General features: G+C 43.2%; 19 protein-coding genes. All 19 read left to right on the top strand.

The features are described 5' to 3' along the window. Positions 1–32: 32 nt before the first annotated feature. The 19 genes from GW828_RS04555 (at position 33) to GW828_RS04465 (ending at position 24,380) form a co-directional block, all read left to right on the top strand. On the top strand, positions 33–977 hold the full coding sequence (locus GW828_RS04555; protein WP_273057787.1) for an ExeA family protein: 945 nt from the start codon (positions 33–35) through the stop codon (positions 975–977). Next, positions 974–2,347: a tetratricopeptide repeat protein gene (locus GW828_RS04550; protein WP_273057788.1), complete on the top strand. Its 1,374-nt coding sequence runs from the start codon at positions 974–976 to the stop codon at positions 2,345–2,347. Before GW828_RS04555 ends, GW828_RS04550 begins: the two co-directional genes overlap by 4 nt. Beyond that, a complete protein-coding gene (locus GW828_RS04545; RefSeq protein ID WP_273057789.1) occupies positions 2,344–4,104 on the top strand; it encodes a GspE/PulE family protein in 1,761 nt (586 codons plus the stop codon). Before GW828_RS04550 ends, GW828_RS04545 begins: the two co-directional genes overlap by 4 nt. A gap of 2 nt (positions 4,105–4,106) precedes the next feature. Further along, positions 4,107–5,321 (top strand): type II secretion system F family protein, encoded by a 1,215-nt coding sequence (locus GW828_RS04540; RefSeq protein ID WP_124015322.1) that lies wholly within the window; start codon positions 4,107–4,109, stop codon positions 5,319–5,321. 32 nt (positions 5,322–5,353) lie between these two features. Beyond that, positions 5,354–5,944: a hypothetical protein gene (locus GW828_RS04535; RefSeq protein WP_124015321.1), complete on the top strand. Its 591-nt coding sequence runs from the start codon at positions 5,354–5,356 to the stop codon at positions 5,942–5,944. A gap of 109 nt (positions 5,945–6,053) precedes the next feature. Further along, on the top strand, positions 6,054–6,659 hold the full coding sequence (locus GW828_RS04530; protein ID WP_182741436.1) for a prepilin-type N-terminal cleavage/methylation domain-containing protein: 606 nt from the start codon (positions 6,054–6,056) through the stop codon (positions 6,657–6,659). A 39-nt stretch (positions 6,660–6,698) separates the two neighbouring features. Then, positions 6,699–7,205 carry a type II secretion system protein gene (locus GW828_RS04525; RefSeq protein ID WP_273057790.1) on the top strand — a complete coding sequence of 169 codons (507 nt, stop codon included), beginning with the start codon at positions 6,699–6,701 and terminating at the stop codon, positions 7,203–7,205. Between the two features lie 235 nt (positions 7,206–7,440). Next, positions 7,441–7,920 carry a pilus assembly FimT family protein gene (locus GW828_RS04520; protein ID WP_273057791.1) on the top strand — a complete coding sequence of 160 codons (480 nt, stop codon included), beginning with the start codon at positions 7,441–7,443 and terminating at the stop codon, positions 7,918–7,920. Beyond that, positions 7,910–8,473 (top strand): type IV pilus modification PilV family protein, encoded by a 564-nt coding sequence (locus tag GW828_RS04515; RefSeq protein WP_273057792.1) that lies wholly within the window; start codon positions 7,910–7,912, stop codon positions 8,471–8,473. The genes GW828_RS04520 and GW828_RS04515 overlap by 11 nt, the downstream gene beginning before the upstream one ends. Then, complete coding sequence (locus tag GW828_RS04510; protein ID WP_273057793.1) at positions 8,473–9,300, top strand: PilW family protein; 828 nt, start codon at positions 8,473–8,475, stop codon at positions 9,298–9,300. The genes GW828_RS04515 and GW828_RS04510 overlap by 1 nt, the downstream gene beginning before the upstream one ends. Then, positions 9,290–9,745 carry an MSHA biogenesis protein MshP gene (locus tag GW828_RS04505; protein ID WP_273057794.1) on the top strand — a complete coding sequence of 152 codons (456 nt, stop codon included), beginning with the start codon at positions 9,290–9,292 and terminating at the stop codon, positions 9,743–9,745. Before GW828_RS04510 ends, GW828_RS04505 begins: the two co-directional genes overlap by 11 nt. A gap of 52 nt (positions 9,746–9,797) precedes the next feature. Then, positions 9,798–14,342: a DUF6701 domain-containing protein gene (locus GW828_RS04500; protein ID WP_273057795.1), complete on the top strand. Its 4,545-nt coding sequence runs from the start codon at positions 9,798–9,800 to the stop codon at positions 14,340–14,342. Between the two features lie 192 nt (positions 14,343–14,534). After that, positions 14,535–15,584 carry a rod shape-determining protein gene (locus GW828_RS04495; RefSeq protein WP_011639153.1) on the top strand — a complete coding sequence of 350 codons (1,050 nt, stop codon included), beginning with the start codon at positions 14,535–14,537 and terminating at the stop codon, positions 15,582–15,584. Between the two features lie 63 nt (positions 15,585–15,647). Continuing rightward, positions 15,648–16,643 (top strand): rod shape-determining protein MreC, encoded by a 996-nt coding sequence (gene mreC, locus GW828_RS04490; RefSeq protein ID WP_273057796.1) that lies wholly within the window; start codon positions 15,648–15,650, stop codon positions 16,641–16,643. Beyond that, positions 16,640–17,131, top strand: a complete 492-nt coding sequence (mreD, locus tag GW828_RS04485; protein WP_124015312.1) for a rod shape-determining protein MreD — start codon at positions 16,640–16,642, stop codon at positions 17,129–17,131. Before mreC ends, mreD begins: the two co-directional genes overlap by 4 nt. A gap of 55 nt (positions 17,132–17,186) precedes the next feature. Beyond that, positions 17,187–17,774, top strand: a complete 588-nt coding sequence (locus GW828_RS04480; RefSeq protein WP_273057797.1) for a Maf family protein — start codon at positions 17,187–17,189, stop codon at positions 17,772–17,774. An 81-nt stretch (positions 17,775–17,855) separates the two neighbouring features. Next, positions 17,856–19,346, top strand: coding sequence for a ribonuclease G (gene rng, locus GW828_RS04475; RefSeq protein WP_124015310.1), 1,491 nt, complete (start codon positions 17,856–17,858; stop codon positions 19,344–19,346). Continuing rightward, complete coding sequence (locus GW828_RS04470) at positions 19,346–23,626, top strand: YhdP family protein (RefSeq protein WP_273057798.1); 4,281 nt, start codon at positions 19,346–19,348, stop codon at positions 23,624–23,626. The genes rng and GW828_RS04470 overlap by 1 nt, the downstream gene beginning before the upstream one ends. After that, positions 23,550–24,380, top strand: a complete 831-nt coding sequence (locus tag GW828_RS04465; RefSeq protein WP_182696892.1) for a carbon-nitrogen hydrolase family protein — start codon at positions 23,550–23,552, stop codon at positions 24,378–24,380. The genes GW828_RS04470 and GW828_RS04465 overlap by 77 nt, the downstream gene beginning before the upstream one ends. Positions 24,381–24,432 lie beyond the last annotated feature (52 nt).

Genomic DNA, 24,432 nt, shown 5'->3' with positions numbered 1-24,432 from the left:
GGCTTAACATTAACAAGGGATAGCCGGTAATTATGTATTTGCAGCATTTTGGCTTAAGTCAGTTGCCCTTTACGCTGACCCCTAATACCGGTTTCTTTTTTGGGTTGGCGCCGCATGTGGAAGCGTTGCAAGTGCTGCAAACAGCATTAGAAACAGGTGAGGGTTTTATCAAGGTCACTGGAGAAGTGGGTACAGGTAAAACCTTAGTGTGTCGTAAATTGTTGAACGATTTACCCGCTCAATACCATTGTGCATATTTACCCAATCCTTATTTAAATCCTAAGGAGTTACGTTGGGCTGTGGCAGCTGAACTTGGTTTGTCTTTGCCAAATAAAGTCGATCAACAACAACTGACAAGACTTATCCATGAGCGTTTGTTAGCGTTAAATCATCAAGGATTTCATGTGGTATTAGTGTTGGATGAGGCGCAATCGTTACCGGATGAAAGTATTGAAGCATTACGGTTATTTACTAATTTAGAAACCGAAAATCGTAAGTTATTGCAAGTGGTGCTGTTTGGTCAGCCTGAATTAGATCAACGTTTAGCGCAATCTAAGTTTAGGCAGTTACGACAACGTATTACCTTTAGCTATGGTTTACGTCCGTTAACATGGGACGAAATACACGCTTATATTCGATACCGGCTAGCGATTGCGGGTTACCAAGGGCCAGAGTTATTTACTGCCGCGGATATTAAGCGTATTGCCAAAGCTGCTCGTGGCATTCCGCGTTTGGTGAATATTTTGGCACATAAAAGTTTATTGCTATGCTACGGCCAAGGTGAAAAAAAGGTCCGAACTCGGCATTGTTTGGCTGCGATAACCGATACGGAAGATATTAATTTACAACATAAAGTGAGTGTATCTCGGCTCAACATCTTGCTTGTTGTGCTCCTTGCTGCAGTGGTGTTGGTTATTGGGTTAAATAGTGACAGTTGTTGTGGTGAATGGGTGACACAAATAAGTGAGATTAAATGAGCGTTATTATCAATATGCTGAAAGATTTAGAACAGCGTCAGCAGCCTGAAACCGATAATCCTTCGACACAAGCTGTGGGTGAATTTGTGCGTCCTCAAATTCAATATCAAACTGTTGCTAAATCACGTTCACCGCTTATTAGTCTCATTGTTGTTGCAGTACTATTGATACCTACTTTGTGGTTTGGTGTGTCAATGTATCGCCAAGCCAATATGCAAATCGCAAATCAACCTAAAGCAATCAGTGACGCTGCTAGCACAGACACTGAATCGCTAACGCTAAGCCAAGCACTTAATCATAACGACCTTGTGACTGAACCCTCTGAGTTAGCCTTAAATGCCAGCTCGACAATGACGCCTAAATCTATTGAAGCGTCAAGGCAGCCCGTCAGAGCCGATACGACTCAAGACAATATGCCTGTTACAAATGAAACATCATTAACCGATTTGACTCAAGTGGACATAGCATCAAAGGGTGACGCTGAGCAGATTGATACTTCTTCACCCTCGGCACAACAAGCTAGCGTGCAAGAGCCTGAAACGGTCAATAGTCACACCGTAGTCGCCGCCACAGTTGCTAGCAAAACCTCGTTAGATAAGATCAGTGTATCCAGCGCGAGTGAGCCGATACCTGATCAAATTGCATCCAACCAGACGGCACAGAACAATCCTGCATCAAATAATGCTGACACCGCTAAAGCCATCACTGCAACTCAATCATCTGGCTCGTCTGAAGCCGCTGTTGTTGAGAAAAAACCTGCGCAGATGTCGGTAAAAGAGGTCGTTATTAGTAAGGCACAAATGGCACAGTTGCAATACCGTAAAGGAATGGATGCCGAGCAGGCACGGCGACTTGATGATGCGGCTGGTTACTATTTAGAAGCGATCATTTTACAACCGAGCTTACACAAAGCGCGTATCCAATTGGTTGAAATTTATTATGCGCAAAATAATATGACTACTGCGATGGGATTACTCGAAAGTGGCATCAGTATGTTTCCGCAACAATGGGAGTTTTATGTGATTTTGTCGCGGATTCAAACCGAAATTAAAGCTTATGATGCTGCATTAGCGACATTAGCGATGATCCCCGATAATTCAACGTGGGCTCGAGATAAGTGGATAGCGCAAACCGATTTGGCCCAAACTTCGAAGAACTTTACCCTAGCTGAAGCGGCTTATCGTAACCTATTGGTATCCGAATCGACTCAATCTCGCTGGTGGATGGGGTTAGCTTATGCGCTCGACTCACAAACAAAATACTCGCAAGCCGCTCAGGCTTATCGTTCAGCATTAAGCTATGAAGGGTTATCGACTTCAGCTATGACATTTATTGAAAAGCGTTTAGATCAGCTAGGAGAAAACCGATGAAGCCTAAGTTAAAGATGCGGTTGGGAGATCTTCTTGTTCAAGAGCTGATTATTACTGATGTACAGCTACAACAAGCATTAGCGGAGCAGCGCAATTCAGGTAAAAAGCTTGGCCGTACACTGATTGATTTAAACAGTATTACTGAAGATCAGTTACTTAAGTTTTTATCTCAACAACTTAATTTACCGTATTTGGATATTAGTCGTCGCCCAATTACTGCCGACGTGGTCAATATTCTTCCTGAAGTACAAGCTAGGCGTTATCGTGCCTTAGTGGTAGAAAGTCATGCTGATCATGTGTTAGTGGCCATGAGCGATCCAGCCGACTTACAGGCTATCGATAATATTGAAGTGTTGGTTGCGCCTAAACAGTTAATGATTGCCGTAGCACCAGAACAACAATTACTCGATGCATTTGATAACCTCTACCGCCGCACCGGACAAATCGCCGAAATAGCCGGTAAGCTCGATGAAGAATATGCCGCTGATGACATGTTCGATTTGGCTAATTTAACCCAAAGTGATAGTGATAACGAAACCACAGTGGTCAAGTTATTACAGTCTATTTTCGAAGATGCGGTGCAAATGCGTGCGTCAGATATTCACATTGAACCCGGCGATAAAGTCTTGCGCATCCGCCAACGTATTGATGGTCAATTGCATGAAAATACCCTAAGTGAAGTTAATATTGCATCGGCCCTGGTATTACGACTGAAACTGATGGCTGGGTTAGATATTTCAGAGAAACGTATGCCACAAGATGGTCGTTTTCATATGGAAATCAAAGGTCATAAAATCGACGTGCGGATGTCGACCATGCCAATTTATCACGGCGAATCTGTGGTGATGCGTTTATTAGATCAAACAACTGGACTGCGCACCTTAGATGAAACTGGCATGCCACCGCATATTGTGGCTCGAATTCGTAAACAGATTAAACGCCCTCACGGTATGTTGTTAGTGACCGGGCCAACGGGTAGCGGTAAAACCACCACTTTATACGGTATTTTAAGTGAGCTTAATACGGCTGACAGAAAGATTATCACCGTAGAAGATCCGGTGGAATATCAATTACCACGCATTAACCAAGTTCAAGTTAACCATAAGATTGGTTTAAATTTTTCCAATGTGCTGCGTACCACTCTTCGCCAAGATCCCGACATTATCATGGTGGGCGAAATGCGTGACCAAGAAACCGTTGAAATTGGTCTTCGAGGCGCATTAACCGGTCACTTTGTATTGTCGACCTTGCATACCAATGACGCGGTGACCAGTGCGTTACGATTACTCGATATGGGCGCAGCCAGCTATTTGGTGGCGAGTGCACTGCGCGTTATTATTGCTCAGCGTCTTGTTAGGCGTGTTTGTCATAATTGCGCCATTGATTATCAGCCTTCCGCCGCGGAGCGCAGTTGGCTTAGTAGTGTGACTAAAAAAGATATTAGCAGCGCGACATTTAAAGTAGGCCGTGGTTGTCAAACCTGCAATGGTTCGGGGTATCGTGGCCGAATCGGTATTTTTGAAATACTTGAGCTTGATGACAACATGATTGACGCCATGCGTACTGGTAATCCTCAAGATTTTGCTCGTGCAGCGCTGCGCAGTCCTAATTTTATCCCACTGGCCCATTCTGCGATGGAGTATTTATTCCTTGGTACGACAACACTCGAAGAAGTATCAAAACTGGTTGAAGATGTTAGTGAGTCGACAGTGCCGTTGTCGGAAGATTTGGTTAGTCAACAAGATATTGGTGCATAACAATGCCAATATATCAATATCGAGGTCGTAACTCACAAGGGCTGGCTGTTAGTGCACAGCTTGAATCTGCTAATGAAAGTGCCGCTGCCGACGCTTTACTTTCTCGTGGAATTATTCCACTGGAATTACGTGAAGTAAAAAATAAGCAGTCATTTTCAATGAGCTTATTTCGCAGTAAAGTGTCATTAGAAGAGTTACAAATTTTTAGTCGACAAATGTACTCATTAACTCGTTCGGGTATTCCCATTTTAAGAGCTATTGCTGGTTTATCTGAAACCACTCATTCCGATCGAATGAAAACAGCCTTAGATGATATTTCAGTTCAGCTTACTTCAGGTCGACCACTTTCTTCGGCAATGAATCTTCATCCAGATATATTTGATTCATTGTTTGTGTCGATGATCCATGTCGGTGAAAATACCGGTAAGTTAGAAGATGCCTTTATCCAGCTATCTGGCTATATCGAGCGTGAGCAAGAAACACGTCGACGGATTAAAGCGGCAATGCGTTATCCCATGTTTGTGTTAATTGCCATTACCATCGCAATGATTATTCTCAACATTATGGTTATCCCTAAATTTGCCGATATGTTCTCTCGTTTCGGCGCAGAGTTGCCATGGGCGACAAAAATATTAATTGGTACGTCTAATCTGTTTGTTAATTTCTGGCCTCATATGATAGTGCTGTTAATTGCTGTGGTAGTGGCGATTCGGTATTGGCATCATTCGGAAAAGGGTGAGAAGCAATGGGATTTATGGAAACTGCATATTCCTGTGGTGGGTTCCATTATTGAGCGCTCAACGTTATCGCGTTATTGTCGCTGTTTTTCGATGATGCTCAGTGCTGGTGTGCCTATGACTCAAGCATTAAGTTTGGTTGCTGATGCGGTCGATAATGCTTATATGCATGATAAAATTGTCTCGATGCGCCACGGTATTGAATCAGGCGAATCAATGCTCAGGGTATCTAATAGCAGTCAATTATTCACTCCGTTAGTATTGCAAATGGTGGCGGTGGGCGAAGAGACGGGGCAAATCGATCAACTATTAAATGACGCTGCTGATTTTTATGAAGGTGAGGTCGATTATGATTTAAAAAATCTGACGGCTAAATTAGAGCCTATTCTTATTGCGTTTGTCGCTGGCATTGTCTTGATACTGGCACTGGGTATTTATCTGCCTATGTGGGATATGCTTAATGTGGTCAAAGGCGGTTAGCATATAATGCAAGTTATTCATTGGGTTCCGGTATGTTGAGCCAACAAAAAGCAGATGATGACCTGATTAAAGTGTATGGGCGAGTCATTGCTATTGTGGTGGTGTTAGTACTGTTGAGTATTGTTGGCATACGTTCTTTTAATTCCACCTCCAATATAGGTGGCCGTGGTTTAGAGTTTGAACATAATCGTTTTTTAAATGTCTTAGCTATGGTGCGCAGTCAATGGTTAGCTTCTGGCAGGCCACACCGGATGCAATTATCTTGGCATAACAAGGTGCCTAATGTGACACCAAGTAAGGTCGCAGATGACAATCTTGATTCAGACTCTCAAGCTGACACTATTAGAAATGATAAGATTAACGACGATTTTGATGCCGATTTAGTCGGTACCGATAATTGGGTGTCTTTATCTAACCAAGGTTGGCCAATTATTGATACCAATGATGTACAAGGTTGTGCACAGTTGTGGGCGCAGTTATTGGCCAATAATGTTCAAGAGCTCAATATTGCGGTAGATTATCAGTCTGATGATCATGTGTGTCGCTACTATTCAAATAACAAAGCCAGTTTGAGTTATCAGCTCCAGACGGGCAGAGTCATTTTTTTGATGAGTGACAGATAAAATTTGTATCATCCATGTTAAAATTTAAATAAGCTGCTAATATCAGTGAAGTTATCGCTGAACCAGTATGTTTCCCTGTTGTAGGCACTATAGAGAAGAGTAAGATATTATGAAATTGAAACAACAAGGTTTTTCATTGATCGAGTTGGTCATTGTTATTGTTATTCTCGGTTTATTGGCTGCAACGGCAATTCCGCGTTTTTTGAATGTCACCGATGATGCTGAAGACGCCAGTGTTGATGGTGTTGCTGGCGGTTTAGCCACAGCGGTGAGTTTTGTGCGTGCACAATGGGAAGTTGATGGTCGCCGGAATAGTAATGTGATTTTAGACGGGACGAATGTGTCGTTAGATACGCGGTTTGGTTTTCCTACCGGGACCACCAACACCGATGCAACAGCCATGACAAATGAAACATGTCAGGAAGTATTTAATGCAGTGTTACAAAACGCACCTAGAAATGTGCTTTTTAACCAAGATGCTCGTCAACAACGTTACACCGTAAGAATGCAAAACGGTGTCGGTGGCTCATCTACGAGTATTGATGGCCAAATCGTTGCAGGGCTTGATTTGTGCGTTTATCATCAAGTTGCGACGTTAGCGCTTAATCAAACATCGGGAGTCGCAACACCCACTCCAGATTTAGATACCGTCGGTGCAAACGGAATTACATACAATGCCGGTACGGGTCAGGTCGTATCATTTACTAACAACTAATTTGATTTACTTATTTATTTTCTATAGAGGTTATTTAATATGCAAAAACAACAAGGTTTTACATTAATCGAATTAGTGGTTGTGATCATTATTCTCGGTATTTTAGCGGTAACAGCAGCGCCTAAGTTTATAAATCTTCAAGGTGATGCTCGCGCGTCGGCGTTACAAGGTTTGAAAGCCTCTATTCAAGGTGCAAATACGCTTATTTATTCTAAAGCAGCTTTAGCTGGTGTTGAAAGAAATACTAGCGCTACTAATGTGACAATTGGAACTGGTACTAATGACAATGTATCAACAATTTTTGGATACATGGATTCTACAACGACAAACTTTACCAGAGCTTTGGATATAAGTGCTGAAGTTTTAACTGCTGTTCCAGCAAGCGGTAATGTAACATCAACAGGTGATTGGGCTATTGCTGTTAATACTGGAGTTGTAAGTTTTTGGCAAAATGGTGCGCCATTAGCTTGTACCTTTACTTATACCCCAGCAACAGCAACGACTCTTCCTTCGTACAGTCCAATGCCTGCTGCATCAGATTGTTAATGAGTGTTAATAGAAAAAACCTGCTTAGGCAGGTTTTTTTTTGAATATTTTGAGTTAAAAAAGAGATTAATTGACTCACTTGGTTTTTCTGTAAAACGGTACAAGGTAATAAATAAACAGACAGTATTGGCTGTATTTGCCATACTAGATAAACTAGTATAAGTCTATGACACTACTACGGTTTAATGCTGTTAGGTGTCGAAGTGTTCAACGGATACAATGAGGACATCACTCTGTGAGTCAACAACGCAACATTCAGCTTGGGTTTACCTTGGTTGAATTGGTTACCACCATGATTGTGATTGGTATTATTGCCGTGACTGTGTTGCCACGTCTGTTGTCTGACTCTTCTTATAGCGCCTACAGTTTACGTAATGAATTTATCAGCGAATTACGCCAAGTCCAGCTTAAAGCAATGCAAAATACCGATCAGTGTTATCAAATTGATGTGATAGCAAGCGGGTATACTTTGCGCCATTTTAGCGGAAGAACCGCTAGCTTATGCACAAACCAAGTTCGCATAGAGCAATCACAAATCTTCAGCGGTGGTGCCTATATCGCGTTAGCCAGTAATGCGAGTCAGGCTTTTTCAATCACCTTTGACGAGCAGGGCCGTATGGTATCTCCAGCGTGTTCAGGTAATTGCTTTAATGCTGTTGCAGATGAAACATTAGCTATTGCGGTTGAGTCAGAGGGGTATATTTATGCTCAGTAAGTCGCAATTGTGTCAACATGATCAACATCAACAACGCTTGCAACTATCTCGACGTCAGCGTGGCTTTACCCTGATTGAACTCGTTATCGGTATGATAGTGATTGGCATCGCGATTGTAATGATCACTAGCATGTTGTTCCCTCAAGCAGATAGAGCTGCGACGACATTACAAAGAGTGCGCTCTGCTGAGTTGGCGCATTCGGTTATGAATGAGATTTGGGGCAAGCGTTATGATCAAAAGACCAATCCCAATGGTGGTGTTCCGGCGTGCAATGCTCCTACTGGGGAAGTTTGTACCGCGGCCAGTTCCCTAGGCCCTGATGGTGAAGACCGCGACGATTTCAACGATGTTGATGATTATGATGAGTTAGATCAAACACAAAACATGCTCAATTCAAGCCAAACCTATGCCCAAGCTTATCCCAATTATCGCTTGAACGTGTCAGTAGCCTATCTTGACTCGTCAACGCAGGCGCAAAAATTAATTACTGTAGATGTTACAACCCCTGCTGGTGAAGTGATCACTTACCAAGCGGTAAGGAGTAACTACTAATGCAGCAGTATCGCCATCCAAAAATAGCGGGATTTACCTTAATTGAAATGGTTACGGTTATTTTAATTTTAGGGATTATTGTGGTTGGAATAAGCAGTTTTGTTGTTTTTGGTACTCGCATTTTTGTTGAATCAAGCGCAGTTGATCAGGTACTCAGTCAAAGCCGTTTTGGCATTGAACGGATGACCCGCGATATTCGCCGCGCAGTTCCCAATAGTATGCGAGTGCTAACAGCGACTGATGGCAGTTATCAATGCCTGGAATTATTACCTATTAGTGCCAGTACATCGTATATTGATGCGCCGTTTTTCCCGCAACCAGTGCAAAATACGTTAACCGCGATTAAAAGTGTTCGTTCAATTAATGCTGCTCAATCAGTGCTGATTTACCCTTTAACCGCTAGCGAGGTTTATAACCCTCAAGGATTAACAGCAAAGCGTTTTCTGGTGCAAAGTGTGGCTGAAAGCGGAGATCTCCTGACGATTAGCTTAACCCAAAGTATTCGCTTTACCGAAGCGTCGCCATTAAAACGCTTGTATGTTGCCCAGAGCCCACTCAGTTACTGTTTTATTAACACCGCGGGTAATGTTGATTTACGCTTATACCAACAATATGGCTATAAGGCTGTGCAGCCCTCTCCAGCGGATATGGGGAATGGCGTCTTGATGGCACAAAATATTACTAATACTTTAACCATTAATCCGGCAATCATTTTAACGCCAGCAACATTAGTGACTAATGCTATAGTGCATTTACAGCCTAGATTTAGGGTGAATGGCGAAACATTTCAATATCAACATCAAGTGCAGGTGATGAATGTACCCTAAACTGAAATTGCCGCAACATTCTCAACAAGGCAGTGCATTAATCATTGGTATTTTTGTGCTGACAGTGATGTTTTTGCTGGCGGCGAGTTTAATCCGCATTGTTAGCGATGCCGATGAGTCGGTTAATATGGAAGTCTGGGGGACTCGAGCTTTATTTAGTGCCAATAGTGGCGCTGATGCTGCTCTGTCTCAGTTGTTCCCCCTTAGTGGTGTTAATGGAAGTTGTAGCAATGTGAGTTCAACTTGGTCGCCGCCAACAGGAGGAAATGGATTTCATAACTGTACTGTGTTGGTTAGCTGTAATGCTACAACTGTGGCCAGTGTTACTCAGTATCGAATTAACAGTTTAGCGGTATGCGAGACAGGTAACTGTGCTGGTAACTCAGATAGCTCAACATGTTTGCGAGTGAGTCGCCAAGTAGAGGTAGAAGCCCGTGGTAATTAGACTACAAAAAATATTTTGTGTGCTTACCTTGATGCTAATAAGTAACCACTGTATGGCTTTTAGTGTTATTGATGAGTCGGTTACATGGGCAAATGTTGCGCAAGGTCATCATCAATATGGTAATCCTAGACCTTCATCTTGTTCAGGTATTACATCTACTCAATTGGTATTAAATAACAGTGCCAAAATTCGCGGTACTCTTGGAGTGTCACTCGAATATTGCTCTGTAAATGATGGTGCAGGGCTTCCAAATGATAGCTGTGATGACATAAATGGCGGGGGACATAAGTGTAGTGTTACTGGGGCTGATGTTATTGGTTTAAACCTTACAGGGGGAAATGCCTTTAAAACGAGTACAGGTGCAGATGGTGGCATTGGTTATTGCAATAAAGATGACCGTTTAACGTTAGGTCAAGACGGTAAGAGCCAATTTAATAGTGTTAGTTTATATTCGGCATGTACATTAACTATGTCTGCCAGCCAAGGTGAATATCGTTTTAAATCTTTAGCTATCGGTGGAGGGGCAACATTAGTTTTAACCACAGGAGATTATTTTTTTGAATCGTTAACTCTCAATGATAGTTCAAAAGTAGAATTAGTAGGTGATGTTCGGATATTTATTAAAGACAATAGCCTTTTTAATGGGACATCGGTTAACTCAGCCAATCTGTATAAATTACTGATAGTGGGTTACAGCAATATTAGTTTGACGGGCGCGGCTAATATTAGTGCAAATATTTATAGTAATGAAACCTTATCACTGAGTAATAGTTCGGTCATCAATGGGCGAGTTTCTTCTCGTTATTTAGAAATGAACTCTTCTTCTTCCATTATTGATTCCAAGTCATCCGGATTGGCTTTTCATATTCAATATGGCAAGTCATCTGTGAGTTCAGGTGTTACATCCAAAAGTGTGGTGTTTGATGAGCCATTTCAAACTGGCGTTGTACCGTTAGTCTTTGTGATGCCGACTGTGTCAGAAAATAACCCTGTTGCCAACGATGGCCCTCAAAGTGTGTTTTTATCTTCAATCAGTGAAAGCGGTTTTACTTGGGAGCGAAAATCGCCTGCTGGTAATAATGTCCCTGTGGCCGATATACCAGAAGTGCACTGGATTGCAGTGACCCAGGGGCAATTTGATTTAACCAATGGCACTAAATTAATGGCTGGTTCAGTGTTGCAGAATAAGGCCTTAGTTGGCTCGAACAATCAATATATCAGCGTATCTTTACCCAGTACCCAAGATGTGGTGCTTAACCAACTACAAACCCAAAATAATAATTGCTGGTTAACCAGCACATCGCAATTTACCTCAAGTGGTGTCGAACTTGCGATGGATACTTCTGAAGTGACCAGTAACTCAGGGAAATGCGAGCCGAGTAAATTAAATGCCAATAATTTACAATATGAAAAAATTGCCTACTTATCAGTAACGTCTGGCAGTGGCCCGCTAGTGCTGGAAGGTAAAAATGTCAATTATCATTTTGGTCGTTCGACCACCTTTAAGACAAATGTGAACAATACCCAAGACGTCAATTTTCAATGTACTAATTTACTCACACCATTAAATGGTTTTACTAGTGTGCCAACATTGGTAGCCAGTAAAAACAGTCGTTTGGGTGGTGATGGTGGTTGGTTAAGACGCTGTAAATTGACCAGTAACTCAGTCAGTATGGTTAATGATGAAGATACCTTCAGTGATAGTGACCGTAGTCACGTGTGGGAAAACTATAGTTTTATTGCCATAGAAAAACTCGCCCCTGTGCGCCAGTGTTTTACTGATAATTTTGAACGGGCAAGCTTAGGCAGTGACTGGGTTGTGGCTCAAAGTTCGGGTAACTTTACCCCTTCAATAGTTAACGGCCGCTTACGACAAACTGAAGCGAGAACTAACCAAGCAACATCGACAACTTATCAGCGTTTATTTCCTGCGGTTAATAATAAAGTCGAAATTGAGTTTGATCATTATGCCTATGGTGGTAACGGTGCCGACGGTATTGCTTTTGTATTATCCGATGCTTCTATTACCCCGCAGCCTGGCTCTGCTGGTGGTCCAATGGGATATGGTGCACGTTCTAATGTGAATGGTTTTGCTGGTGGCTGGCTAGGTTTCGGGATTGACGAGTACGGTAACTTTTCTGCTGAAGGTGGTCCTAGCGGTCCAGGCCGACGTCCACAATCGGTATCGATTCGAGGTTCAGGTTCTGGTACTTCTGGTTACCCTTATTTACGCGGGACTTGTAGTAATGGCACCACTAATACCGGTAGTTGCTTATCTCCGAAAGTGGATAACAATAATGTTTCACCTGCGCATCGGTACCGTATTACTGTTGACTCATTACTCCCTAATCAATCAATCGTTAAGGTTGAACGCAATAGTGGTAGCGGTTTTGTTGAAATTATTCCCGCATTTAATGCTGCCGGCATCTCTTCACAAGCTGCGATACCTGAGAACTTTTTGTTGTCGTTAACGGGATCAACTGGCGGATCCACTAATAATCATGAAATTGATAATGTTGAGATTTGTGCGCTCAACTCTAGCCCTATTGGAGTACAAATTGATCATTTTGAGTATTCCTATTCTGGTCAAGGGATCACTTGTGCACCCAAAACATTATCGATTAAAGCCTGTGCTAACGCAGATTGCAGTGCGACTGTGCCTGATACTGTCACGGCGACGCTCAGCCCTGCAACAGTGACAGGCGGTGGCGGTTGGGTTGGTGGCAATGTAGTAACGTTTACTGGGGGGCAAAAATCAGATTTACAGCTAAGACATAATACTCCCGGCACTGTGACTTTAGGTGTCACCGGGTCTACGCCAAGCACTAAAGCATTCAGTAAAACCTTGTGCCGTGTTAATGGCAGTGTCGCAAGCGAGGCTAACTGTAATTTAGTTTTTGCCGATAGCGGTTTTATTTTTGAGGTACCGGATAAGTTGGCCAACAAACCAACAGGTAATATTTCTATTAGTGCAGTGAAAAAATCGGATAGTACTCTGCAATGTATCCCAACGTTTGCTAGCATCACCAAAAACGTCGGTTTTTGGAGTACCTATATTGAGCCGACGACTCCAATTAGTGGTCAATCAGTAACAGTGAATAATACCGTGGTAGGTAAGCAGAGTAGCGCCGCAACCACGCTTGCGTTGGCATTTGATGCACAAGGAAAAGCCAATATTAACGTCAACTATCCAGATGCAGGAAAAATGCAGCTAGATGCAAAGTATACTGGTACAGGTGATGAACAAGGCTTGGTAATGGTTGGTTCCGATCCGTTTGTTAGCTTTCCGGTAGGTTTATGCGTTACCCCCAAAGAGAGTGTTGCAGAGTGTTCTGCAAGTATTAGTAGTACGTGTAATCGATATAAAAAAGCTGGCGAGCCATTTGAGTTAATTATTCAAGGTAAAGCATGGCAAGCGGATGATGATACAAACTACTGCGATAATATAAATACCCCTAATTATGTCCATAACAATATAGCATTAGGCAATCAAATTATTTCACCATCGGATGGTGTGCTAGGTGCTGTAGGTACGACGGCATATAATCATGTTGCGCAAACCACGAGCAGTAATACCGTGTCGCAGACAGTGACTGAAGTGGGCGTGTTTAAGTTTACCGCTGATCCACCGAGCGAATATTTAGGCTCAAGCTTTTATAATATTCCACAGGCGGCATCGCCTAATATAGGGCGCTTTGTACCCGACCGCTTTGTTGTGAGTAGCTCGAGTGTGCTGCCATCTTGCGGCAGCTTTAGCTATATGGATCAACCTTTTGCTCTCGCCTTAACCTTAGATGCAGTCAATACTGGCACTTATGTCACTCAGAACTATCAAGGCGCCTTTGCTAAAGCGAGTGCAAGCTTAGTGGGTGAAGATGCCAATAATGGCATTGATTTAAGCAGCCGATTAAGTGCTTTACCGGTTAATGCTGGCTCTTGGGTTTTGGGCCAAGCAAACGTAGGATTATCTTATCAAGCTAATTTCAATCGTACAGTGGCCCCTGGTGTGGATGGCCCATTTAGTCAATTAGCTATCGGTGTACAAGCCTTTGATAACGATGGTAGTGTGTCGTTTATTGCATCAGCTGATATGCGCGCAGACAGCAGTGGTATTTGCGCCGACAGCAACAACTGCAACGCCAAACGATTATCGACGCAAGACTTACGCCACGGCAGAGTTGTAATGGATAATACTTATGGTCCTGAAAATGAAGTATTAGACATGCCAACCTATGCCCAGTATTGGAATGGCAGTAGCTGGGTAACGAATACTGGCGATAGCTGTACTCAAGTTATCGTTCCGCTTGACGGCAGTGAAATATACGCGCCATTATTAGCGTCTGATCAGTTCGTTACTCGTACCAATAATGGCGCATTAGTTAACAACGGCCAGTCAACCTTGTTATGGCAAAATAAAGGTTCTACAGCATATCGAGGTCAGGTGACTGCCCCGTTAAAAGTAGAGCCATGGCTTCAGTGGTATTGGAATTGGGACCAAACAAGTCCGGCCCAGCTTTATGACCCAAGAGCAAGTGCCTTCTTTGGTCGTTACCGAGGCCATGATAGGATCATTTATTGGCGTGAGGTGGGGCAATAATATGCATGAAAAAGCATCAAATTTGGGCTTTTTTGATTTAAAACTGCGCGGATGTTGATTTTTTAACAGCTTTTACAAAAAAAAACGCTAGATTAGCAATTGTTAACCTGTTCGGTATTGTAGAATGGGGGTGTCATTGATAAAGTTAGCTGATTTTTCTTCTTCTGACTCAACAGAATACAGGCCTGATACATGTTCAAAAAGTTGCGCGGCATTTTTTCTAACGACCTATCGATCGATTTAGGTACGGCAAACACTCTTATTTATGTTCGCGATGAAGGTATCGTGTTGAACGAACCCTCAGTGGTTGCCATTCGTGGCGAACGCAATAGCAATGGGCCAAAGTCAGTTGCTGCAGTTGGCAGAGAAGCAAAACAAATGCTAGGCCGAACGCCTGGTAATATTCAAGCTATTCGGCCGATGAAAGACGGCGTAATTGCTGATTTCTATGTGACTGAAAAAATGCTTCAGCACTTTATTAAGCAAGTGCATAACAACAGTTTCTTTCGTCCAAGTCCTCGTGTTCTGGTGTGTGTGCCAGTGGGCGCAACTCAAGTTGAACGCCGCGCCATCCGCGAGTCCGCTATGGGTGCAGGTGCTCGTGAAGTGTACTTGATCGAAGAGCCTATGGCAGCAGCAATTGGTGCTGGTTTACCGGTATCTGAAGCAACAGGTTCAATGGTTGTTGATATCGGTGGCGGTACTACCGAAGTGGCGATTATTTCGTTAAACGGTGTAGTGTATTCTTCATCGGTACGTATTGGTGGTGACAAGTTTGACGATGCGATTATTAATTATGTTCGCCGTAATTACGGTAGCTTAATTGGTGAAGCAACGGCTGAGCGTATTAAGCATACCATAGGCACTGCATACCCAGGTGACGAAGTACTTGAGATTGAAGTGCGTGGTCGTAACCTTGCTGAAGGTGTACCAAGAAGCTTCACCTTAAACAGCAATGAAATTTTAGAAGCATTACAAGAGCCATTATCTGGTATTGTCAGTGCGGTAATGGTTGCCCTTGAGCAATCACCACCAGAACTGGCCTCAGACATCTCTGAGCGTGGCATGGTATTGACTGGTGGTGGTGCATTACTACGTGACTTAGACCGTTTATTAATGCAAGAGACAGGAATCCCGGTGATGGTTGCCGACGACCCATTAACCTGCGTTGCTCGTGGTGGCGGTAAAGCCCTTGAAATGATTGATATGCACGGTGGTGATTTGTTCTCTGAAGAGAACTAATTATCATCTGCTGAGCGGCTTTGTTAATGGCATTTTATGGGTTAACAGAGTTGCGAACACTTTATGAAACCAATTTTCGTTCGTGGCGTCTCTAGTCAATTCCGACTGACACTGGCAATTATTTTGTCGGTGGCATTGCTGATGACTAATTACCGTCTTGATCCTGTTCGCCAGTCTTTATCCTCATTATTAAGTCCACTGCAGTTTTTGGCCAATGTGCCAGGTATGATGCTCGACTGGTCTGCCGAAGCCTTTGCCACGCGTAATATGCTCGAACTGCAAAACAAAGAACTCTTACGCCAACAACTGGTGATGTCAGAACGTTTACAGCGTTTTGAACATGTCCGCCAAGAAAATGAGCGTTTACGCGCATTACTTGGTTCTCCTGTGCACATGGATTCTCGTAAAATGGTCGCTGAAGTCATGGAAGTTGCCAGCGATCCTTTTCGGCAGTTTGTAGTGTTAAATCATGGTTTACAGAACGGCGTTTATGTCGGTCAGCCAGTGGTGGATGCCAAAGGTGTTGTAGGGCAGGTGACTGAAGTGAGTGAGTTTACTAGTCGCGTGTTGATGGTGTCAGATAGCACTCATGGTATTCCGGTGCGTGTTACTCGTAACGATGTGCGGGCAATTGCCAACGGTACCGGTGATATCGACCAAATTGAATTACGCAATGTGGCTAAAAGTACTGACATTATTGTGGGTGATTTATTGGTAACGTCAGGTTTGGGAAATCGTTTTCCTGAGGGATATCCCGTCGCTCGTGTTATCAGTGTATCGCGTGATGATGGTCAGAGTTATGCCGTTATTAATGCCCAGCCCTTAGCTGCGCTTGATCGTATTCGGTATGTTTTGCTTATTTGGCCTGATGAAACCAAACCTTTTACGTTGCCTGCTGAGGTCCAAGGGCTGATGAACGAGGCGGCTGATAGTGCTGCAACGAATGGTGAAACGGAAACCATACCTAACCAGACTAGTGATAATGCATCGTCATCTCAAGTTGGTACTCCGCCTTCACAAACAACGACTTCACCAACAGTAAGCGAGGAAAACCAATGAGCGCGCACATTGCTAATGGTCGCTTAGTGGTATGGCTGACTTTATTTATTGGTATGATGTTTCAGATCATGCCGCTACCGGAAGTGGTCGAAGCATGGCGACCAGACTGGCTCCTTATGGTCATGATGTATTGGGCGATGGCGTTACCGCATCGTTACAGTATTCTCACTGCGTGGTTGCTAGGGGTCATGCTTGATGTGTTATTGGGGGCCCATTTAGGCATCCGTTCACTCGCATTGTCGTTAGTGATTTATATTGTCGTGTTGTTGTCTCAACAGTTACGTAACTATCCTCGCTGGCAACAATCATTACTCCTAGCATGTTTTATCTGTATTTATCATTTGGTGATATTTTGGATTCAGTTTGTTGTTGTCGGTGCGACACCATTTGATGTTGAGATGTTTTTACCCGCTATTTCGAGTTTATTTATTTGGTGGTGGGTGTTCTGGGTTCTGCGTAACATGCGCCGCCATTACAAAGTACGTTAATCAATCTGATAACGTAAGAATTGTTTTAATGTACACTAATAAGAGTAACTAACCGATGGCATGGGTACTGGCTTCAACATCACCAAGAAGAAAAGAATTACTGGCGCAAGCTGGCTTTAGTCAGGCAGATTTCTCATTTCAGCTAGTCGCACCCGATATCGATGAAACCCCCCGGTTAACTGAAACAGCGCAACAATATGTGTGCCGTTTAGCCGTTGAAAAAGCCCAAGCGGGTTTAGCCCTGAGTGGCCATATTATCGCCCCAAAAGTACTCGGTTCAGATACAATAGTGGTATTGAACGATCAAATCCTCGGTAAGCCAATAGACCAAGATGATGCCAAGCGTATGTTGACATTATTATCTGGTAAAACTCATGAAGTGATGACCGCGGTGGCGTTAACAGATGGTGAGCAAACCTTTAGCCGCCTGTGTCGAACCCAAGTCAGCTTTTGTGACTTATCTGTTGCCGACATAGACGCTTATGTGGCATCAGGCGAACCAATGGATAAAGCTGGCGCATATGGCATACAAGCTTTGGGTGGCTGTTTTGTTCAATCAATTAGTGGCAGTTATTCAGCCGTCGTTGGTTTACCGCTAGTAGAAACGCGTGAATTATTAGCCTGCATGATGCAGCAAACTTAACTTTTGCTTTAATCGGTCATCTACGGTGGTGCAACTGCTGTCAACATTACGATTGGAGCATGACCCAGATACTGGTGGCCTATGAACATAAAAACTCAACGTAAAAAAGGCACAGAATTACTCATTAATGTGACGCCAACAGAAGCGCGTGTAGCATTAGTCGAGCATGGTGTTTTACAAGAAGTGCATATTGAACGTCGCATGAAGCGAGGTTTGGTCGGCAATATCTATAAAGGTAAAATCAGCCGTGTACTTCCAGGCATGCAAGCCGCATTTGTTGATATTGGCTTAGACAAAGCCGCCTTTTTACATGCTTCCGATATTGTTCCGCATACTGAATGTGTTGCCGATGTTGAAAAAGGTAACTTTGTGGTGCGCGATATTGCCGAGCTTGTTCGTCAGGGCCAAGACATTATGGTGCAAGTGGTCAAAGACCCGCTTGGCACTAAAGGCGCCCGCCTCACTACCGACATTACTTTACCTTCCCGCTATTTAGTTTTTATGCCTGGTTCTAGCCATGTTGGGGTATCGCAACGCATTGAACTGGAAGAAGAGCGCCAACGCCTCAAAAATATTACCCTTCCTTATGTTGATGATGATGGCGGTTTTATTATTCGCACAGCCGCTGAAAATATTGGTGAAGATGAGCTGGCTCAAGATGCAGCATTTTTGCGCCGAGTGTGGGCCAAAGTCAGCGAACGTCGCAAGCGCAAAGGGGTGATATTACTCTATCAAGACTTAGCGTTACCGGTACGGATTATTCGTGACTTTGTGGGAACAGAGCTTGATCATATTCAAGTTGACTCACGCCGTACATATGCTGAACTTCAACAGTTTGTGCAAGAGTTTATGCCTGAGATTGCTAACAAAATTGAGCATTATGCCGGCCCAGCGCCTATTTTTGAATTGTATGATGTTGAAAATGAAGTTCAACGCGCTTTAGGTCGCAAAGTTGAACTCAAATCGGGTGGATATTTAATTATTGATCAAACCGAAGCTATGACCACAGTCGACATTAATACCGGTGCATTTGTTGGTCATCGTAATTTAGAAGAAACCATATTTAATACTAACCTTGAAGCCACTCAAGCGATTGCAAGACAGCTGCGATTACGTAATTTGGGTGGGATTATCATTATCGATTTTATTGATATGTTAAGTAAGGAACACCAAGCACGGGTGTTAGAAAGTTTAAATGCGGCCTTGGCGTTAGATAGAGTCAAAACCAGCGTGAGTGGATTTTCTGGCTTGGGTTTAGTTGAAATGACCCGTAAACGTACCCGCGAAAGTTTAGAGCATGTGGTATGTGGTGAGTGTCCATCTTGTAAAGGCACTGGCACCATGAAAACGATTGAAACTGTGTCGTATGAGATTTTTCGCGAAATTATTCGATTAGATCGAGCTTATAAAGCCGATGAGTTTTTATTGTATTGCTCACCGGCTGTGTACATGAGTTTTAGCGGCGATGAATCACATTTGTTGGCAGAATTAGAAGTCTACATTGGTAAACGTATTCGTTTGCAAAATGAACCGTTATACATTCAAAGTAAATATGATGTGGTGATGATGTAGTGTCGACAACTCGTACGGGAACGATCAACAGAGTATTTTGGCAGATTTTGGCTATTACACTGGTGCTTTTTGCATTGGCGGTGAGCCTTATTCGTGGTTTATTGCCTCATATTCCTGAAGTCCGTACTGAGTTAATTGATTATCTTGATAGTGAGTACCAACTGCATGTGCAGATGGATAAGCTCAGTGCTGAATGGCAAGCATTTGGGCCTGCATTGACCATTAACAATTTAGTCCTACCGCCACAGGATAATCTGCCAATTACAGTTGTCAGCAACAATGTGCATATCAAACTCGATTTTTGGCAGTCGCTACTAACCTTGAGCCCGCAGGTTGAAACCGTTGTATTTGATGGTCTTAAGGTGGCGCTCAATCTCGATCAGTTAACTGCTACTGACGATAATACCAAGCCTAGCGATAAAGCCACTCTTGACTGGTTATATGCCCTGTTATTGGAGCAATTAGGTCATTTTTCAATAACCGATGCTTCCCTGCAACTGGTGAGTAAACAGCATGATTATCGGCCGATTTTTATCGATAATTTATTGTGGCAAAACAGTACTAATCGTCACCAAGCACAAGGCATCATCTATGTTGATCCACAGCAGTCAAAGCAAGAACAGTTAACGTTACGTATTGATCTTAGCGGTGATGGTTATCAAGCGGATTCTATAGCTGGTCAACTTTACGTGGCCGCAGACTCATTAGACTTAGGAAAATGGGCTTCTAGACAACATAATGCGCAAACCGACGCCGATAATATTGAGTTTCAAGGGGTCATAAATCTTGATGCATGGATGACGTTTGCACATCGTCAAATTGAAGATGGCATACTGGTTTTTAAACCTAGCTGGTTACAATGGCAAGATGCGGACAGCCAGCAAAAGTTTGCAATCAATTCAGGTTCATTGCAATGGATCCCACAACCTGATGGTTGGCGAATCGACAGTCACAATTTAGATTTATCCACCAATGATCAAACTTGGCCATTACTCACCTTGGCTATTGGCAGTGGTGATGGTGATTTTTTTGGATATGCGAATCAAATTATCCCGACCTTGCTTAAGCCTATGTTGCCATTAGTGCCAGGTTTAGGCATGCAGCAAGTACGCAGTTGGCAGCAGCTTAATCCTCAAGGAAAAATTGGCCCTATTCGGCTGTATAAACAGGCAGAAAAAGCCCTTATCGCTAAAGTTGAAGCACAGCAATTACAATGGCAGCCCTATGAGTCTATACCAGGTATCAGCCCTTTCGATGCCCAATTAACCTGGGCAAATAATCAACTTGAATTTAGCTTGCCTGAGCAAAAATACCAGCTCGATTTTAGCGATAATTTTAGTCAGCCAATAATACTTAATAGCAGTGCCGTCATGGGCCGATATGATGTTGGCCAGCAGCGCTTGACCGTGGCTAATATTGAATTGAGTAATAGTGATCTTACTCTGCAAGCGGGCCTTAATCTTGAGTTTGCTGAACAGACTCATATGGGATTAGCTGCTCACGTGACCATTAATGATGTGGCTCATCTTGGGCGATATTTTCCATTAATGGCGATGAGTCCAAACTTAATTAGCTACCTTAATGACGGCTTAGTCGCTGGGCAAGTGAATGATGCGCAGTTAGTCTGGCATGGGGATTTAGGTGGCTACCCCTATCAAGACAGCAGCGGAGTCTTTCAAGCCGCTTTTACTCTTAATAATGGCAATTTTAAGTTCCAACCTGATTGGCCTGCTGTGAGCGATCTTACTTTATCAGCCTTGTTTGAAAATGCGATGATGGATTTACATATTGATCAGGGCAAACTTGATGACGTTACGGTAGACGGCGCGCGAGTGTCTATTCCACATTTGGGGGAAGCGTCGTTGTTAAAGGTTGAAGCCGATATTAATACTGATGCTCAAGCTGCAACTAAAGTAATTAATGCTTCACCGTTACATGATTCTGTCGGGTCTACGTTAGACGTAGTGCAAATCCAACAACATATTAATACTCGATTGGATCTGGCGATTCCCTTATATGAAGGCGGCGAGCAACTCATTAAAGGTCAAGTCACATTTAATAATAACCCAGTGTTTATTGATACTCCCGGTTTAGATTTACAGGGGGTGACAGGGCAAGTGAGTTTTGTTAATCAAGTAATTGAAGGTAAAAATATTAAGGCTCGATTATTTCAACAGCCTCTCACGTTTAGCTTGAGTACCGGTAAGCGCAACAACAATATTGCATTAAATGTTGCGCTGAAAGGACGCTGGGATCTTGATGCCCTACCTGACAGTTTAGACAATCCACTGACTGAAACCTATCACGGAAACATGGACTGGAATGGCCAGTTAACTATGATTTTTGATCCTAGTGGCTACAGTTTACAAGTTTCTGCAAATTCCGATCTTGTTGGAACATCATTAGATTTACCTATCCCTTATGAAAAATCGGCAGCGGAACCGAAAACGCTCAGTGCAGAACTGATTGGCGATAACAAACAATCATCACTGAGCATTAAACTGGGTAATGATGTGGAGTTTTGGGGAGGATTTAATGCCGATAATGGCAGTCAACTGGCTTTTTATGATGTGATGATAGGTCGCCATTTTAGATTGGGTGACAGATTAAATAAGCAGTATGGGCACATACATGTAGATCTGCCTAAAGTCGACTTAGCGCAGTGGCTACCACTGATTAATCGCTTTAGTGCGACAGCAGAACCTGAAGTCGTGACCTCTTTGATACGAGACCGTATTTTAACTGTCGCCGAGTTGCCTGATACTGAGTTGCAACAACCCATTTCGCCTGCGGTTGATGCTAACCTTGCGACTCCGGCATTTCCACCATTAGCCGGTATTCATGCCAATATTGGCCAATTAACGGTACTTGGGCAATCATTCGATAAATTGCATTTCGATGCTAAGCCAACCGAACATGTATGGCGCTTTGATGCTCAGTCACAACAGTTTGATGGCCGTATCGATTTTTATGCTAATTGGCGCGATCAAGGCATTAAAGTTGTAGCAAGCAAACTGCATTTATTGCCAACAGCCAGTGCAACAAAAAGTGATGATTTATCCCCGACTGTTATGCTACAAAATCTGCCTACGTTAGCGATAGATGTGGATGATTTTAGTGTAAATAATTTATCGCTCGGTCATTTAGTATTGCAAGGATTACCCGTAGAACAAGGCTACCAATTCCAGACTCTTTCACTGACTAAGCCAACGGTAATATTGCAGGCAAATGGCTTATGGTCAGTTGATAATGGCACTGAAAAAACCTCGTTTGAGGTCAATTTACAGGCCGATAAGTTTGATGACCTCTCGACGATATTGAACATCAACCCTGGGCTAGAAGATGCGCCATTAGATCTCAATGGTCAGTTATCATGGCAAGGTGCACCTTATCATTTCATGCTCGATACACTTAACGGCCAGCTAAAATTTGAGTTAGGTAAAGGCCATTTATCGGAAATAAGCGATAAAGGTGCACGGGTATTTTCATTATTTAGTTTAGATTCATTATTACGCAAATTATCATTAGATTTCTCGGATGTGTTCGGTGAAGGCTTATACTTTAATCGCTTCAACGGCAACCTTGCGATTGATGATGGTGTAGTGAAAACCACAGATTCAGAAATGGATGCTATTGCGGGCAATATGCGCATACGCGGTTATACCGATCTCACCAGTCAAAGCTTAAATTATGATATTCGGTTTGTGCCGCAGCTTGCGTCGAGTGTACCAACCGTGGTGTTATTGAGCACCAGTGCATGGACTTTAGGTTTAGGGGCATTTGCCCTGACAAAAGTGTTAGAGCCCGTGATTGAAGTCATTTCTGAAATTCGTTTTCGAGTGACCGGCACCATGGACAATCCACAACTTGAAGAGCTTGAGCGTAAGAGTAAAGAAATTGAAATTCCACAAGCTATTTTACCGCAAGCCAATGAGTCGAGTGTTGAAACTCAGATTAAAACTGGAGTTGATTCTAATATCGAGCCCAAGCTTAAAAGTGATACCAAGGGCGAAAATGAAACTCAAGCCCCAGAGCAGAATAGGCAAGATAATGTACCGCCCAAAACCACAGGGGCAATTAGCTCAATACCAACTAATCAGGTTTCTCGAATGATAAAGGCGCAAATGTACACTGACGCTTTATCAAGGGGCCAACACGCAGGTGAGCCATTGGCTCATGTCGTTTCGCTACCAGGAGTGAGAGATGCAAATCAGCTTATTACAATGCCAAAGCAGTCGCGATGTCCAAGCCAATCTCGCGTTTGTCGACTCGCAGCTTAAAGACTTACCCCGAGAAGCCAATGAACCACAATTAGTGGTGTTACCTGAGTGTTGTTTATTGTTTGGTGGTCACGAAAGCCAGCAGCTTGAATATGCAGGTAGCCAGCATCAAAGCGAACTTAAAAACGCGTTAGCTTCGATGGCTAAAAAGTATCAAGTGTATTTTATTGCCGGCACTATTCCTATGCGTGCCGATGATGGTCGAGTCTTCAGCCGTTGTTATTTTTTTGATGATCATGGCGTCACCCTAGGTCATTACGATAAACTGCATTTATTCGACGTTGAGGTGAGTGATAACACCAAAACCTATCGTGAAAGTGATACCTTTCATCCAGGCGATCATATTAGTGTGATTGATACTCCGTTTGGCAAAGTCGGCTTAGCCATTTGTTATGATATTCGCTTTGGCGACATGTTTCGGGCTTTACGTTTAGCTGGAGCAGATTATATTGCTCTACCTTCTGCATTTACCAAAGTGACTGGGGAAGCGCATTGGCAAGTGTTATTGCAAGCCAGAGCGATTGAAACTCAATGTTATTTATTGGGCGCAGGCCAATGGGGACAGCATAATCAAGGCAGTCGAGAAACATGGGGGCACAGTATGATTGTTGATCCATGGGGCAGAGTTATTGCTGAACGAGCGACGGAATGTGGCTGGGTACAGGCTAAAGTCGATTTAGCGGAATTACAGCGCATTCGTCAACAAATGCCGCTGATGGGCCATAATCGATTTAGAGAGCCACAGCTGAAATAATACTGGCTGAGCCACGACTAACACTGAATTCGCAGTACGCGTTACCAATTAA

Origin of the sequence: Shewanella vesiculosa, assembly GCF_009994065.1 — a bacterium.
GTDB lineage: Bacteria > Pseudomonadota > Gammaproteobacteria > Enterobacterales > Shewanellaceae > Shewanella > Shewanella vesiculosa.
Note: the sequence above shows the minus strand (reverse complement) of the source record. Positions and strands in the feature narration are given on the sequence as shown.

Bases quoted from the DNA above. Each gene is read 5' to 3' on its own strand.
- GW828_RS04555 (WP_273057787.1), top strand. From the start codon at position 33: ATGTATTTGCAGCATTTTGGCTTAAGTCAGTTGCCCTTTACGCTGACC.
- GW828_RS04550 (WP_273057788.1), top strand. From the start codon at position 974: ATGAGCGTTATTATCAATATGCTGAAAGATTTAGAACAGCGTCAGCAG.
- GW828_RS04545 (WP_273057789.1), top strand. From the start codon at position 2,344: ATGAAGCCTAAGTTAAAGATGCGGTTGGGAGATCTTCTTGTTCAAGAG.
- GW828_RS04540 (WP_124015322.1), top strand. From the start codon at position 4,107: ATGCCAATATATCAATATCGAGGTCGTAACTCACAAGGGCTGGCTGTT.
- GW828_RS04535 (WP_124015321.1), top strand. From the start codon at position 5,354: ATGTTGAGCCAACAAAAAGCAGATGATGACCTGATTAAAGTGTATGGG.
- GW828_RS04530 (WP_182741436.1), top strand. From the start codon at position 6,054: ATGAAATTGAAACAACAAGGTTTTTCATTGATCGAGTTGGTCATTGTT.
- GW828_RS04525 (WP_273057790.1), top strand. From the start codon at position 6,699: ATGCAAAAACAACAAGGTTTTACATTAATCGAATTAGTGGTTGTGATC.
- GW828_RS04515 (WP_273057792.1), top strand. From the start codon at position 7,910: ATGCTCAGTAAGTCGCAATTGTGTCAACATGATCAACATCAACAACGC.
- GW828_RS04510 (WP_273057793.1), top strand. From the start codon at position 8,473: ATGCAGCAGTATCGCCATCCAAAAATAGCGGGATTTACCTTAATTGAA.
- GW828_RS04505 (WP_273057794.1), top strand. From the start codon at position 9,290: ATGTACCCTAAACTGAAATTGCCGCAACATTCTCAACAAGGCAGTGCA.
- GW828_RS04500 (WP_273057795.1), top strand. From the start codon at position 9,798: ATGGCTTTTAGTGTTATTGATGAGTCGGTTACATGGGCAAATGTTGCG.
- GW828_RS04495 (WP_011639153.1), top strand. From the start codon at position 14,535: ATGTTCAAAAAGTTGCGCGGCATTTTTTCTAACGACCTATCGATCGAT.
- mreC (WP_273057796.1), top strand. From the start codon at position 15,648: ATGAAACCAATTTTCGTTCGTGGCGTCTCTAGTCAATTCCGACTGACA.
- mreD (WP_124015312.1), top strand. From the start codon at position 16,640: ATGAGCGCGCACATTGCTAATGGTCGCTTAGTGGTATGGCTGACTTTA.
- GW828_RS04480 (WP_273057797.1), top strand. From the start codon at position 17,187: ATGGCATGGGTACTGGCTTCAACATCACCAAGAAGAAAAGAATTACTG.
- rng (WP_124015310.1), top strand. From the start codon at position 17,856: ATGAACATAAAAACTCAACGTAAAAAAGGCACAGAATTACTCATTAAT.
- GW828_RS04465 (WP_182696892.1), top strand. From the start codon at position 23,550: ATGCAAATCAGCTTATTACAATGCCAAAGCAGTCGCGATGTCCAAGCC.